The 13,469-nt window shown below is 70.8% G+C and carries 9 protein-coding genes and 1 pseudogene; 7 read left to right on the top strand and 3 right to left on the bottom strand.

Annotation, left to right across the window (positions count from 1 at the left end; all coding sequences use genetic code 11):
* Positions 1–48: 48 nt before the first annotated feature.
* Positions 49–3,195: pseudogene (gltB, locus tag ACWDR3_RS44475) on the bottom strand (glutamate synthase large subunit); the annotation flags it as partial.
* Positions 3,196–3,598: 403 nt separating this feature from the next.
* Complete coding sequence (locus ACWDR3_RS44470) at positions 3,599–4,330, bottom strand: VIT1/CCC1 transporter family protein (protein WP_450358401.1); 732 nt, start codon at positions 4,328–4,330, stop codon at positions 3,599–3,601.
* A 275-nt stretch (positions 4,331–4,605) separates the two neighbouring features.
* On the opposite strand from ACWDR3_RS44470, the gene ACWDR3_RS44465 reads away from it, so the two are divergent.
* From ACWDR3_RS44465 to ACWDR3_RS44435, 7 genes are read left to right on the top strand one after another with little or no spacing between them, the layout of a single operon-like run.
* The gene (locus tag ACWDR3_RS44465) at positions 4,606–5,661 is read left to right on the top strand and encodes an ADP-ribosylglycohydrolase family protein (protein WP_450358400.1); all 1,056 of its coding nucleotides are present in this window, start codon (positions 4,606–4,608) and stop codon (positions 5,659–5,661) included.
* Positions 5,658–7,241: an ADP-ribosylglycohydrolase family protein gene (locus ACWDR3_RS44460; RefSeq protein WP_450358399.1), complete on the top strand. Its 1,584-nt coding sequence runs from the start codon at positions 5,658–5,660 to the stop codon at positions 7,239–7,241. Before ACWDR3_RS44465 ends, ACWDR3_RS44460 begins: the two co-directional genes overlap by 4 nt.
* Before the next feature lie 8 nt (positions 7,242–7,249).
* Positions 7,250–8,425 carry an ADP-ribosylglycohydrolase family protein gene (locus tag ACWDR3_RS44455; protein WP_450358398.1) on the top strand — a complete coding sequence of 392 codons (1,176 nt, stop codon included), beginning with the start codon at positions 7,250–7,252 and terminating at the stop codon, positions 8,423–8,425.
* Positions 8,413–9,873, top strand: a complete 1,461-nt coding sequence (locus ACWDR3_RS44450) for an ADP-ribosylglycohydrolase family protein (protein WP_450358397.1) — start codon at positions 8,413–8,415, stop codon at positions 9,871–9,873. Before ACWDR3_RS44455 ends, ACWDR3_RS44450 begins: the two co-directional genes overlap by 13 nt.
* A complete protein-coding gene (gene rbsK / locus ACWDR3_RS44445) occupies positions 9,870–10,763 on the top strand; it encodes a ribokinase (RefSeq protein ID WP_450358396.1) in 894 nt (297 codons plus the stop codon). The genes ACWDR3_RS44450 and rbsK overlap by 4 nt, the downstream gene beginning before the upstream one ends.
* Positions 10,760–12,016: a CaiB/BaiF CoA transferase family protein gene (locus ACWDR3_RS44440; RefSeq protein WP_450358395.1), complete on the top strand. Its 1,257-nt coding sequence runs from the start codon at positions 10,760–10,762 to the stop codon at positions 12,014–12,016. Before rbsK ends, ACWDR3_RS44440 begins: the two co-directional genes overlap by 4 nt.
* 26 nt (positions 12,017–12,042) lie before the next feature.
* Positions 12,043–12,903, top strand: a complete 861-nt coding sequence (locus ACWDR3_RS44435) for an HpcH/HpaI aldolase/citrate lyase family protein (RefSeq protein ID WP_450358394.1) — start codon at positions 12,043–12,045, stop codon at positions 12,901–12,903.
* Positions 12,904–12,923: 20 nt separating this feature from the next.
* Here the strand turns inward: ACWDR3_RS44435 and ACWDR3_RS44430 are convergent.
* The coding region (locus ACWDR3_RS44430) for a prolipoprotein diacylglyceryl transferase family protein (protein ID WP_450358393.1) at positions 12,924–13,469 on the bottom strand (546 nt) is incomplete at its 5' end.

Genomic DNA, 13,469 nt, shown 5'->3' with positions numbered 1-13,469 from the left:
AGCCGGTGGTGGCCATCGCGCGGCGGAGGGCGCCGAAGAAGTTCATCGAGCCGTCGGGGCACCCGCGGCGACCGTGCCGACACCGACCTCCGAGACCAGCTTCACGTGGATCCGCGCCTGCGGGTTCGCGTTCTTCAGGTCGTGGATCAGCTGGGCGAGGTCTTCGATGGAGTAGATGTCGTGGTGCGGCGGCGGCGAGATGAGCCCGACACCCGGCGTCGAGTGACGCGTCTTCGCGACCCACGGGTAGACCTTGTGGCCGGGCAGCTGACCGCCCTCGCCGGGCTTGGCGCCCTGGGCCATCTTGATCTGGATGTCGTCCGCGTTGACCAGGTATTCCGAGGTCACGCCGAAGCGGCCGGAGGCGACCTGCTTGATGGCGCTGCGCCGGGCCGGGTCGTAGAGCCGGTCCGCGTCCTCGCCGCCCTCACCGGTGTTGGACTTGCCGCCCAGCTGGTTCATGGCGATGGCGAGCGTCTCGTGCGCCTCGCGCGAGATGGAGCCGTAGGACATGGCGCCGGTGGAGAAGCGCTTGACGATCTCGGAGACCGGCTCGACCTCATCGATGGAGATCGGCTCGCGGCCGCTCTTGAAGCCGAACAGGCCGCGCAGCGTCATCAGGCGCTCGGACTGCTCGTTCACGCGGTCCGTGTACTTCTTGAAGATGTCGTAGCGGTTGGCCCGCGTGGAGTGCTGGAGGCGGAAGACCGTCTCCGGGTCGAACAGGTGCGGCTCGCCCTCGCGACGCCACTGGTACTCGCCGCCTATGTCGAGCGCGCGGTGCGCGGGCGCGATGCCGCTCGCCGGGTACGCCTTCGCGTGCCGGGCGGCGACCTCCTTGGCGATGACGTCGATGCCGACGCCGCCGATCTTGGTGGCGGTGCCGTTGAAGTACTTCTCGACGAACGCGGTGTCGAGACCGACGGCCTCGAAGACCTGGGCGCCGCGGTAGGAGGCGACGGTCGAGATGCCCATCTTGGACATGACCTTCAGGACGCCCTTGCCGAGCGCGTAGATCAGGTTGCGGATGGCCTGCTCGGGCTCGATGCCGGGCAGGAAGGTGCCCGCGCGGACCAGGTCCTCGACGGACTCCATCGCCAGGTACGGGTTGACGGCGGCGGCGCCGAAGCCGATCAGCAGGGCGACGTGGTGGACCTCGCGGACGTCACCGGCCTCCACCAGCAGGCCCACCTGGGTGCGCTGCTTGGTGCGGATGAGGTGGTGGTGGACGGCCGCGGTGAGCAGCAGCGAGGGGATCGGCGCGTGCTCGGCGTCGGAGTGGCGGTCCGACAGGACGATCAGCCGGGCGCCGTTCTCGATGGCCGCGTCGGCCTCGGTGCAGATCTCCTCTATACGGGCGGCGAGGGAGTCGCCGCCGCCGGAGACCCGGTAGAGACCGGAGAGGGTCGCGGCCTTGAAGCCGGGCATGTCGCCGTCGGCGTTGACGTGGATGAGCTTGGCCAGCTCGTCGTTGTCGATCACCGGGAAGGGCAGGGTGACGCTGCGGCACGAAGCGGCCGTCGGCTCAAGGAGGTTGCTCGCGGGGCCGAGCGACGAACGCAGCGAGGTCACGAGCTCCTCGCGGATGGCGTCCAGCGGCGGGTTGGTGACCTGCGCGAACAGCTGGGTGAAGTAGTCGAAGAGCAGCCGGGGGCGCTCGCTCAGCGCGGCGATCGGCGAGTCCGTACCCATCGAACCGATCGGCTCGGCACCGGCCTTGGCCATCGGCGCGATGATGACGCGCAGTTCCTCCTCGGTGTAACCGAAGGTCTGCTGGCGGCGGGTGACCGAGGCGTGGGTGTGGACGATGTGCTCGCGCTCGGGCAGGTCGCCCAGCTCGATCTCGCCGGCCTCGATCCACTCGGCGTACGGCTTCTCGGCGGCGAGTTCCGCCTTGATCTCGTCGTCCTCGATGATGCGGTGCTCGACGGTGTCGACGAGGAACATGCGGCCGGGCTGGAGGCGGCCCTTGCGGACGACCTTGGCCGGGTCGATGTCCAGGACGCCGACCTCGGAGCCGAGGACGACCAGGCCGTCGTCGGTGACCCAGTAGCGGCCGGGGCGAAGGCCGTTGCGGTCGAGGACCGCGCCGACCTGCTTGCCGTCGGTGAAGGTGACGCAGGCCGGGCCGTCCCAGGGCTCCATCATCGTGGAGTGGAAGGTGTAGAAGGCGCGGCGGGCCGGGTCCATGGAGTCGTGGTTCTCCCACGCCTCCGGGATCATCATCAGCACCGAGTGCGGAAGCGAACGCCCGCCCAGGTGCAGGAGTTCGAGCACCTCGTCGAAGGACGCCGAGTCGGAGGCGTCCGGCGTACAGATCGGGAAGACGCGCTCCAGGCCGTTGTCCCGGAAGAGGTCCGAGGCGATCTGGGACTCGCGGGCGGCCATCCAGTTGCGGTTGCCCTTGACGGTGTTGATCTCACCGTTGTGCGCGACGAAGCGGTACGGGTGGGCCAGCGGCCACGACGGGAAGGTGTTCGTGGAGAAGCGGGAGTGCACGAGCGCGATCGCGGAGGCGAAGCGGCGGTCGGACAGGTCCGGGAAGAAGGGCTCCAGCTGGCCGGTGGTCAGCATGCCCTTGTAGACGATGGTCCGCGCGGACAGCGACGGGAAGTAGACGCCCACCTCGTGCTCGGCGCGCTTGCGCAGCACGAAGGCCCTGCGGTCCAGGACGATGTCCTTGGACTCGCCGTCGGTGACGAAGATCTGCCGGAAGGCGGGCATCGTCGAACGGGCGGTGGCGCCGAGGAGTTCGGGAGCGACCGGCACGTCACGCCAGCCGAGGACGGTGAGGCCCTCCTCGGCCGCGATCGTCTCGATCCGCGAGACGGCGTCCTCAAGACCGGACTCCGGCAGGAAGGCGATACCGGCCGCGTAGCCGCCCGCCTCGGGCAGCTCGAATCCGGCCACCTCGCGGAAGAACGCGTCGGGGACCTGGGAGAGAATGCCGGCGCCGTCGCCGGAGTCGGGCTCGGAGCCGGTGGCGCCGCGGTGTTCGAGGTTCCGCAGGACCGTCAGGGCCTGCTCGACCAGGGTGTGGGACGCCTCGCCGGTGAGGGTGGCCACGAAGCCGACGCCACACGCGTCGTGCTCGTTGCGGGGGTCGTACATACCCTGCGCAGCAGGGCGAGCATCCATGAAGGACCAGTTCTGGCCATTCTCGGAATGCTGGGACGGCTGGCGCGGCGTACGCATCGGCTCTCCCGTCGTCGTCTCAAGTGGCTGGTGGCACCTCCCAGGCCTGTGAGGCTCTGGGGGAGCAGATTGCCGAGGGACGACGTTGGCCCTCTGCGAAGTGCAAAATTTCGTGCAGGTTACATGATGGGGCGGTTCTCGGAAACTGGATACTACGTCCCAACATGCGGACGTCACGGGGTCGCGGTGGGGGTACCGGACCCGGCGACGGAAGCCATAGGGGACCTGAGCGGACAGATCGGTGCCCGTCGGTCCGAGCGCGAGGAGGGCTGCGTCGCCCACCTCACGGATGCGCGACAGGCCTCATTGCCCGCAGCGCTTACGGCTCATGCCCGGTGGTTAAGCACTCGAAACCAGCTAGTAACGGCTACTTATGCGTCAGCCCGTATACCTAGCGGGCCCCCTATCCTACGGCCGTCCCGAACACCCCGCCCAGGGCGTACGTCACACCGGCCGCCGCACCCCCCAGAGCGAGCTGCCGCAGCCCGCTGAACCACCAGCTCCGAGCCGTCACCCGAGCCACCACGGCCCCGCACAGGAAGAGCCCGACCAGCGCGAGCAGCACCGCCGGCCACAACGAGGTCGCACCGAGCAGATACGGCAGTACGGGCAGCAGGGCGCCCAGCGCGAAGGCCCCGAACGAGGACACGGCAGCGACCGCAGGCGAGGGCAGATCCCCCGGATCGATCCCCAGCTCCTCCCGCGCATGGATCTCAAGAGCGAGCTCGGGATCCCGAGACAGCTGCCGCGCCACCTCACGCGCAAGGTGGGAGTCAACCCCCCGAGCCTCGTACAACGCGGCCAGCTCGGCCTCCTCATCCTGCGGATGCTTCCGCAGCTCCCGGCGCTCGACATCCAACTCGGCCTCGACAAGCTCGCGTTGGGACGCCACAGAGGTGTACTCACCGGCGGCCATGGAGAACGCACCGGCAGCGAGCCCCGCCAGCCCGGTGAGCACGATCGCCTGATGCCCGACGGAACCACCGGCGACACCGGTCATCAACGCGAGGTTGGAGACGAGCCCGTCCATGGCCCCGAACACGGCGGGCCGCAACCACCCGCCCGTCACATCCCGGTGCGTGTGGTTGTCCCGGTGCGCCTCATGAAGGGCGGCCTCGGTCTCGATGATGGCCATGCGTGGATCTCCCCAGGAAGCTAAGCCAAAGCTAACTTTAGACAAGTTCTATTCTTGAACAACGCCAAAGATACACACGCCCATTCCCGCCCACCAGCAAGGAAAGGCTGCGCTAACCTGCGGCTTTACCGCCTCCCGCTCACCCGTGCGGGGCTCCGCCCAGATGTCGACCGGGTGACATGAGACCTCCGGACGCTCTGGTCAACCGCCGATGGTGGGACACATCCGCAAAGGGTGCCGCGCCCTGTGCGGACCCCCTCCCGGAGAGGCCGTCCATGACATCGATCGCCTGCATCCCCTCGGCCCCGGCCCCCGGGAACGCCCCCGAACTCCGCGAGCGAGCCCGCGGCGCCCTGCTCGGGCTGGCCGTCGGAGACGCCCTCGGGGCCCCCGCCGAGAACATGAAGCCCTCCGAGATCCGCGCCCGCTGGGGCCGTATCACGGGCTACGTGGCCGAGGAACCGGCGGGCACGGACGACACGGAGTACGCGATCTTCTCGGGCCTGCTCCTCGCCCGCCACGGCTCGTCCCTCTCCCCCACCCACGTGGAGGCGGCGTGGCACGAGTGGATCGCGGACCGGGACGAGGGCCCGTTCAGGGGCGCGGGCTTCAGCGAACGCGGCACGCTGGAGAACCTTCGCCGGGGCTTGGCGGCCCCCATCTCGGCGCAACACCGCCACGCCTGGAGCGACGGCCTGGCCATGCGGGCGGCCCCCTTCGGCGTCTTCGCGGCGGGCCGCCCCGCCGAGGCAGCCCGCCTGGTGGCGATCGACGGCTCGGTGAGCCACGACGGCGAAGGGATCTACGGCGGCCAGGCGGTCGCGGCGGGTGTGGCGGCGGCGATGGCGGGCGCCCCCACGATCGCGGTGGTGGCCGCGGCCCTGGCCGTGATCCCGGACGACTCCTGGACGGCCCGCTCCCTGCGCCGAGCGGTGGCGGTCGCCCACCGAGGCGAACGCGCGGTCCGCTCCGCGGTCGTCATCGGCGGCTACCCCTGGACCGACCTCGCCCCCGAGGCGGTCGCCCTGGCCTTCGGCGCGTACGCGGCAGCGGACGGCGACTTCACGGAAGCGGTCCTCACGGCGGTCAACATGGGCCGAGACGCGGACACGACGGCGGCGGTGGCGGGGTCGCTGGCGGGAGCGACACGGGGAGTGTCATCGATCCCGGAGGAATGGGCGACGGGTATCGGCCCGGCGAGGGGAAGCTGCCTACCGGCGATGGCGGGCCACCACGTACTGGAGGTGGCGGACTTGCTGACCCGGGCCATGACACCCAGGCCCTACGAGACCGCTCACCCGACGACCGAGGGCTCGGGGGCAACACGATGAGACCCCCGGGACCATGGGCCGAGGGCACGGGCACGTCTGCGGTCACGCCGCCTACTGACGAGGCGACACCCACGATCACGCCGACCGTCGGTGAGCCGACGTCCACGATCACGCCGACCACCGGTGAGCCGACGCCCACGATCACGCCGACCACCGCCGACTCGACGTCCACGATCAGTCCGCCCCCCGCCGCTCCCGCGCCCACGACCACTCCGCCTCCCGCCGCTCCCGCGCCCACGACCACTCCGCCTCCCGACGACTGGACGTCCGCGCCCACTCCGACCCATGGCGACTCGACGTCCGGGCCCACTCCGACCACCGTCGAGCCGACGTCCACGGCGAAGCCGATCGGACTGGAGGTCGCCGACGGCGGGGGCGCCCCACAGGGGCCACCCGCACCCGACAACGAAAGTTGTACGGGTGGTGCGGGTGGGAACATCCGGGCCGAAGGCGAAGCCGAGGCCCGCAAAGCAACAACCCTCGGCCTCCTGCTGGGCCTGGCCGCAGGCGACGCCGCCGGATGGCCCGCAGCCAGACATCGAGCAACCCGCATGCCCGACTGGACCCGCCGCCTCACCCGAGAGTTGGACACCTTCGCCGAACAGAACGCGACCACCACCCTCCCCGTCCCCATCGCCCTGAACCAACCCCCCGAACCCCTGAAACTCGGCCCCTCCGACGACGCAGAATGGGCAGCCTTCGCCGCAGAAGCCCTACTGAAGGCCGGCGACGACACCGCCCTCGGCGACCTCTCAAGAGACCGCCGCACAAGAGCAGCCATCGACCTCACCTGGAACGCCCTGGCCGCAGAAGTAGCCGCCGCAGCAAACCGCGCCCCGGAAGTGGAATCCGCCGTACTCCCCCTCCGCGCCCGCATCTCAGTAAGAGCCGGCCTAGGAAACCTCGCAGCCGGCCTACGCCCACCCGCCACAGGCCACGACAACCCCCACTACTTCGACGACGCGGCCTGCGTAAGAGCCTGCGTCCTCGCGGTAGCCCACCCCGGCGACCCCGAACGCGCCGCCGCCCTCGCCGAGTTCGACGCCCGCTACACCCAGGACGGCGACGGCGTACACGGAGCCAGAGCCATGGCCGCGGCCGTATCCCTGGCCCTGACCGGAGCAGACGTACACACCTGCGTATCCGCAGCCCTCACCGAACTCCCCGAATCCACAGAGATCGGCAGAAACGCCCGCCACGCCCTCCACCTAACGGCGACCACCGAATCCGCCTTCGCCCTCATCCCCCTCCTGGAACACCAAATCGTCGACCACGTCTACAGCTACGGAATCGCCGCCGCCGAAACCGTCCCGGTCGCCCTCGCCCTGGCAACCGCCGCACAGGGCCGTATCGCCGAGGCAGTCCCCGCCGCGGCATGCCTCTCCCGCGTTGCCGACTCCGCGCCCGCCCTGGTCGGCGCCCTCACCGGCGCACTCAGCGGCGGCGACGCCATCCCCACCACCTGGCGGGACGCCTGCCGCACCCTCTCCGGCTGCGCACTCCCCCGCCTCACGGGCACCGACCTGGTGGAACTCGCCGGACTCCTGGAAGCCGCACAACCGGCCCCGCCAGGTGGATGATTCGGTGCATGCCTCTCAAACAACCCACACAACAAGAAACCACCCTTGAGGACCGCATCACCGGAGCCCTCGTGGGCGCGGCAGTCGGCGACGCCCTCGGCGGCCCGGTCGAGGGCTACTCCCCCGACCAGATCCTCGAACGCCACAGCGGCCGCGTCCACGGCATCGTCGGCCCCTGGAACGGCGACGACTGGCGCACGGCCCGCCCGATCGCGCCGTACCACAAGGGCGACGGCCACGTCACCGACGACACCTTGATGACGCACGCGCTGATCCGCGTGTACGCGACGGTCCGCGACCACTTGGACGCGTACGCGATCGCCGACCACCTGATCCCCGACCTGATGACGAACCCGCGCTGGATCCCGGAGTTGGAGTCCGAGGCGCTCCCCCTCCACCGCATCTTCCTGGCGGAGAAGTGGCTGGTGGCCCGCCTCCACTACGGCCACGTGGACCCACGCGAGGCAGGCGTAGGCAACATCGTCAACTGCGGTGCCGCGATGTACATGGCCCCGGTAGGCCTGGTCAACGCGGCAAACCCTGCGGGCGCATACACCGAAGCCCTGGACATCGCGGCGCCCCACCAATCCTCGTACGGCCGCGAGGCGGCGGCGGTCTTCGCGGCGGCGGTGGCCGCGGCCTGCGTACCGGGCGCGACCCCCGACTCGGTGGTGACCGCGTGCCTCACCGTGGCGAAGGACGGCACCCGCACAGCCATCGAGCAGGTCTGCGAAGTGGCGTCCCGCTACTCGGACTTCGAGTCGGCGCTGGTCCCCCTACGGAAGGCAGTGGAGCCGTACGACACGGTGGGCCCCGACTACCGCTCCCCCTCCCTGGACGCCCGCCGCCCCTCCCGCACCCGGTCGATCGAGGAACTCCCCATCGCCCTGGGCATGTTGGTGGTCTCCGGCGGCGACTTCCGCCACGCGGTGCTGGGTTCGGTGAACTACGGCCGGGACTGCGATTCGATCGCGACGATGGCAGGCGCGATGACCGGCGCCCTCGGCTCACCGGTCCCCCAGGACTGGTCGAAGACGGTAGCCGAGGCCAGCCGCCTGGACCTCTGGGAACCGGCGACCACCCTCACCGCCGTAACCAACGAGATCTTCGAACGAGACGTCCGCCAACGCCGAGCCCACGAGGCCGCGTTCACGCAGATCGCAGGCCCCAGATGCTCCGACTGACCTGGGTCCAGCCAGAAGACCTCATCGGCCACGAACTCCACCAGGCAACCCTGGACGGCCGAGAACCCTCAACAATCACATCCCGCTGGCGAGCGGCAGGCGGCCACGAGGCCCCCCAAAGAGCAGGCGCGTCCCCCAATCCAGCCTCCCCCTACCTACGCCTACTGGCAGAAGACCTACTGGACGAACTGGCAGACCTACCAAGCAAGTTGGCGGACGCCGAACCCACCGACCTGGCAAAGATCAGGGCCAGCTGCCCCAACTGGCCCTCCCCGGCCACCCACCCCCACCTCGCCCCAGCTGCGGGCAGTCGTGCCGCTGGGGCGGCACGGGTGGGCGCAGGCGGCACCCCGTCAGCGCGGGCGAGCGTCCCCACCCCCACAGCACCCCCCACCCAGGCAAGCCTGGAAGCAGCCTGGCTAGGAAGAGCAATCGGCTGCCTCCTGGGCAAACCAGTCGAGAAACTCCCTCTCCCAGCCATCCGCCAACTAGCCAAATCCACCAACAACTGGCCCCTGAACACCTACTTCACAGCAAAGGGCGTCCCCACCGAACTCCTCTCCACCCACCCCTGGAACCGCCGCTCCGCCCCCACCTCCCTCGCCGAAAACATCGACGGCATGCCAGAGGACGACGACCTCAACTACCCCCTCCTGAACCTCCTGTTGCTACAACGCCACGGCAGAAACTTCACCCCCACCGACCTTGCCACCCTCTGGCTCGACGACCTCCCAGCCGGCCGCACCTTCACCGCCGAGCGAATCGCCTACCGCAACCTCCTCACCGGCATCGAACCCCCACACACCGCCCGCCACCGCAACCCCTTCCGAGAATGGATCGGCGCCCTCATCCGCGCCGACGTCCACGGCTGGACCAACCCCGCCGCCCCCGCCACCGCAGCCGAACAGGCCCACCGCGACGCCACCCTCACCCACACCGCCAACGGCGTATACGCGGCGATGTTCATCGCGGCCACCATCGCCCAGGCCACCACCGGCACCCACGACATCCACACCTGCCTCCGCACCGGCCTCACGGTGATCCCACCCCGCTCCCGCCTCGCCGAAGCCATCCACCACGCGATCCAACTCGCCCGGAAACACGAGGACTTCGACACCGTCGTCGACGAACTCCACGCCACCTACGCCCCCACCCACCACTGGGTCCACGCCATCCCCAACACCGCCCTGATCACCGCCGCCCTCACCCACGCGAACGGCGACTTCACCGGCTCCATCTCCCGCGCGGTCGGCGGCGGTTGGGACACCGACTCCAACGGCGCCACCGCGGGCAGCATCGCCGGACTCCTCGCCGGGGACCCCACCGCCCTCCCCGACCACTGGACGGCCCCGCTGAAGAACCGACTCGCCACCTCCGTCGGCGACTTCGACGGCATCGGCTTCGACACCCTGGCCCACCTCACCCACCGGGAGGCTTCCCGCCCATGACCCACATCGTCGTGCTGGGCAGCACGAACATGGACCTCGTCGCCTACGTCGACAAGGCCCCGCAGCGCGGAGAGACCGTGACGGGACGGGAGTTCCGTACGATCCCCGGCGGCAAGGGCGCCAACCAGGCGATCGCCGCCGCCCGCGCCGGCGCCACCGTCACGATGATCGGCGCCGTCGGCAACGACGCGTACGGCCCCCAACTCCGCGCCGCCCTGGAGCACTCCGGCGTGGACACCGACCTCCTGCGCACGATCGACACCCCCTCCGGCACCGCCCACATCGTCGTGGACGACGAAGGCGGCAACGCGATCGTGGTGATCCCCGGCGCCAACGGCACCGTCGACCACCTCGCCCCCGGCGACGAGGCCCTCATCGCCTCCGCCGACGCCCTGCTCCTCCAGTTGGAGATCCCGCTCGCGGCGGTGATCGCGGGCGCGCAGGCAGCCCGCGCCCACGGTGTCCGCACGATCCTCACCCCCGCCCCCGCACAACCCCTCCCACCCGAACTCCTCGCCGCCGTCGACCTGTTGGTCCCCAACGAGCACGAGGCGACCACCCTCACCGGCCTCGCCGACCCCATCGCCGCGGCCACCGCCCTGCTCGACAGCGTGCCGACGGCCGTCGTCACCCTCGGCCCAGCGGGCAGCCTCTACGTCGCCCGGGGCGCCGAACCCCTCCCCGTCCCCGCCCCCGAGGCGACCGCCGTCGACTCGACCGGCGCCGGCGACACCTTCGTAGGCGCCCTCGCGGTGGCCCTCGCCGAGGAGCGCCCGATCCGGGAGGCACTCAAGTGGGCAGCGGCGGCAGCCGCGTTGTCGGTACAGCGCCCGGGCGCGTCGGCGTCGATGCCGTACCGCTCCGAGATCGAGACGGAGTACGCCTCATGAACCCCGAGCCCACCAAGACCACGCCCACCACCACGACCACCACCACGACCACCCCCACCGGACCTACCCCTCCCCCACTGACCGGCCTGCGTGTCCTCGACCTCGCCACCCTCTTCGCCGGCCCCCTCGCCGCCACCCTGCTCGGCGACTTCGGTGCCGAGGTCGTCAAGATCGAGCACCCGACGAAACCCGACCCCTCCCGCGGCCACGGCCCGTCCAAGGACGGCGTCGGCCTGTGGTGGAAGCTGCTGGGCCGCAACAAGCGCACGATCACCCTGGACCTGTCGAAGCCCGGCGGCCGGGACACGCTCCTGCGCCTCGCCGCCACCGCCGACGTGATCATCGAGAACTTCCGCCCGGGAACTCTGGAGAAGTGGGACCTCGGCTGGGCCGAACTCTCCGCCGCCAACCCGGGGTTGGTCCTCGCCCGGGTCACCGGCTTCGGTCAGTTCGGTCCCTACGCCCACCGCCCCGGCTTCGGCACCCTCGCCGAGGCGCTCAGCGGCTTCGCCGCGATCACCGGCGAACCGGACGCGCCCCCGACCCTCCCGCCGTTCGGCCTCGCCGACTCGATCGCCGGTCTGGCGACGGCGTACGCCGTGATGACCGCGCTCGCCGCCCGCGACCGCACCGGCGAGGGCCAGGTCGTCGACATGGCGATCATCGAGCCGATCCTCACCGTGCTCGGCCCGCAGCCCCTCTGGTACGACCAGCTCGGCCACGTCCAGCCCCGCACCGGCAACCGGTCCGTCAACAACGCTCCGCGCGGCACCTACCGCACCGTCGACGGCAGTTGGGTCGCCGTGTCGACCTCCGCCCAGTCGATCGCCGAGCGCGTGCTGCGCCTCGTGGGACGCCCGGAGCTGATCGACGAACCGTGGTTCGCGACGGGCGAGGGACGGGCCCGCCACGCCGACCTGCTCGACGAGGCCGTCGGCGGCTGGATCGCACAACGCCCCCGCGACGAGGTGCTCGCGGCCTTCGAGAAGGCGGAGGCGGCGGTCGCCCCGATCCAGGACGTACGGGATGTGATGACGGACCCGCAGTACGCGGCCCTCGACACGATCACCACCGTCGAGGACCCCGAACTGGGCACCCTGCGCATGCAGAACGTCCTCTTCCGCCTCTCCGCCACCCCCGGCGCGATCCGCTGGGCGGGCCGCCCGCACGGCGCGGACACCGACGAGGTCCTCACCGACCTGGGCCTGACCCCGGCCGAACTGACCGCCCTGCGCACGGCGGGCGCCGTATGAACACAACCCCGATGAACGCAACGCCGATGAACACAACCGCGACGAGCACGACCCCCCTGCCCACGACCCCGCTGACCTGGCTCTACGCCCCCGGCGACCGCCCGCACGTGGTGGCCAAGGCGCTCGCGTCCGGCGCCGACGTGGTGGTGGTCGACCTGGAGGACGCGGTCGCCCCGGACCGCAAGGAGTACGCCCGCGCGGCCACCGCCGAACTCCTCACCGAGCCGCAGCCGGTCCCCGTCCACGTCCGCGTGAACGCCCTCGACGGCCCGCTCGCGACCCAGGACCTCGCCGCACTGGCCGCTCTCCCCGGCCTCTCCGGTCTCCGCCTCCCGAAGGTGACGTCCGCAGCCCAGGTGATCGTCATCGCGGAGGCCACGGCCCCCGCCACCGGAGACGCGCCCGCTCTCCACGCCCTCCTGGAATCGGCCCTCGGCATCGAACACGCCCACGCCATCGCCACCGCCCACCCCGCGTTGCGCGGTATCGCGCTGGGCGAGGCGGATCTACGGGCCGACCTGGGCGTACGCGAGGACGCGGGCCTGGACTGGTGCCGGTCCCGGGTCGTGGTGGCCGCACGGGCGGCCGCCCTGCCCCCGCCACCCCAGTCGGTCCACCCGGACATCCGTGACCTGGAGGGCCTGGCCGCGTCCTGCGCGCACGGCCGCACCCTGGGTTTCCTGGGCCGGGCCGCCATCCATCCCCGTCAACTCCCGATCATCGAGCGGGCCTATCTGCCCACGGAACGGGAGATCGAGGAGGCGGAAACCGTCGTGAAGGCGGCGACGAGAGAACAGGGCGCCCAGGCGCTGCCGGACGGGAGGTTCATCGACGCGGCGGTGGTGACAGCGGCGCACCGCACCCTGTCACTCGCCCGCCGCCGCTAGTACCCGAAAGAGCCGGCCGGTCAGCCCTTCTTGGCCGACTCGGCCTCGGCCTCGTCCTTCACACCTTCGTCGGCCGCGGCCTTCTCGTCGGTGGTGTCGTCCTCGGCGGCTTCCTTCGCCTCCGAGGACGCCTCCTTGTCACCGGCGCCGGCGTCGGCCTTGGTGTCGGCCTTGGTGTCGGCCTTGGCGGAGACATCCGCCTTCTCGTCCCCGTCGCCGTCGGCTTCGGTCTCGCCGTCCTCCGCGGCACCCGGCTCGACGACCTCCTCGCGCCCGGGCCGCTTCTTCGCCGAGATCACGAAGTACGTGACCGCCAGCAGGAAGACGACCATCGCGGTCCAGTCGTTCAGCCGCAGGCCCAGGATGTGGTGGGCGTCGTCGACGCGCAGGTACTCGATCCACGCCCGGCCGACGCAGTACGAGGCGACGTACAGCGCGAACGCCCGTCCGTGGCCGAGCTTGAAGCGCCGGTCGGCCCAGATGACCAGGAAGGCGACGCCGACGCACCACAGGGACTCGTAGAGGAAGGTGGGCTGGTAGGTGCCGGGCACCCGCCCGTCCGTCGA

This window comes from Streptomyces sp. NPDC001002 (assembly GCF_053599215.1).
This window is presented reverse-complemented; position numbering and strand designations above follow the sequence as displayed.

Excerpts from the sequence above, each read along its gene's own strand:
- ACWDR3_RS44435 (WP_450358394.1), top strand. The coding sequence starts at position 12,043 with ATGAACACAACCGCGACGAGCACGACCCCCCTGCCCACGACCCCGCTG.
- ACWDR3_RS44470 (WP_450358401.1), bottom strand. The coding sequence starts at position 4,330 with ATGGCCATCATCGAGACCGAGGCCGCCCTTCATGAGGCGCACCGGGAC.
- rbsK (WP_450358396.1), top strand. The coding sequence starts at position 9,870 with ATGACCCACATCGTCGTGCTGGGCAGCACGAACATGGACCTCGTCGCC.
- ACWDR3_RS44465 (WP_450358400.1), top strand. The coding sequence starts at position 4,606 with ATGACATCGATCGCCTGCATCCCCTCGGCCCCGGCCCCCGGGAACGCC.
- ACWDR3_RS44460 (WP_450358399.1), top strand. The coding sequence starts at position 5,658 with ATGAGACCCCCGGGACCATGGGCCGAGGGCACGGGCACGTCTGCGGTC.
- ACWDR3_RS44440 (WP_450358395.1), top strand. The coding sequence starts at position 10,760 with ATGAACCCCGAGCCCACCAAGACCACGCCCACCACCACGACCACCACC.
- ACWDR3_RS44450 (WP_450358397.1), top strand. The coding sequence starts at position 8,413 with ATGCTCCGACTGACCTGGGTCCAGCCAGAAGACCTCATCGGCCACGAA.
- ACWDR3_RS44455 (WP_450358398.1), top strand. The coding sequence starts at position 7,250 with ATGCCTCTCAAACAACCCACACAACAAGAAACCACCCTTGAGGACCGC.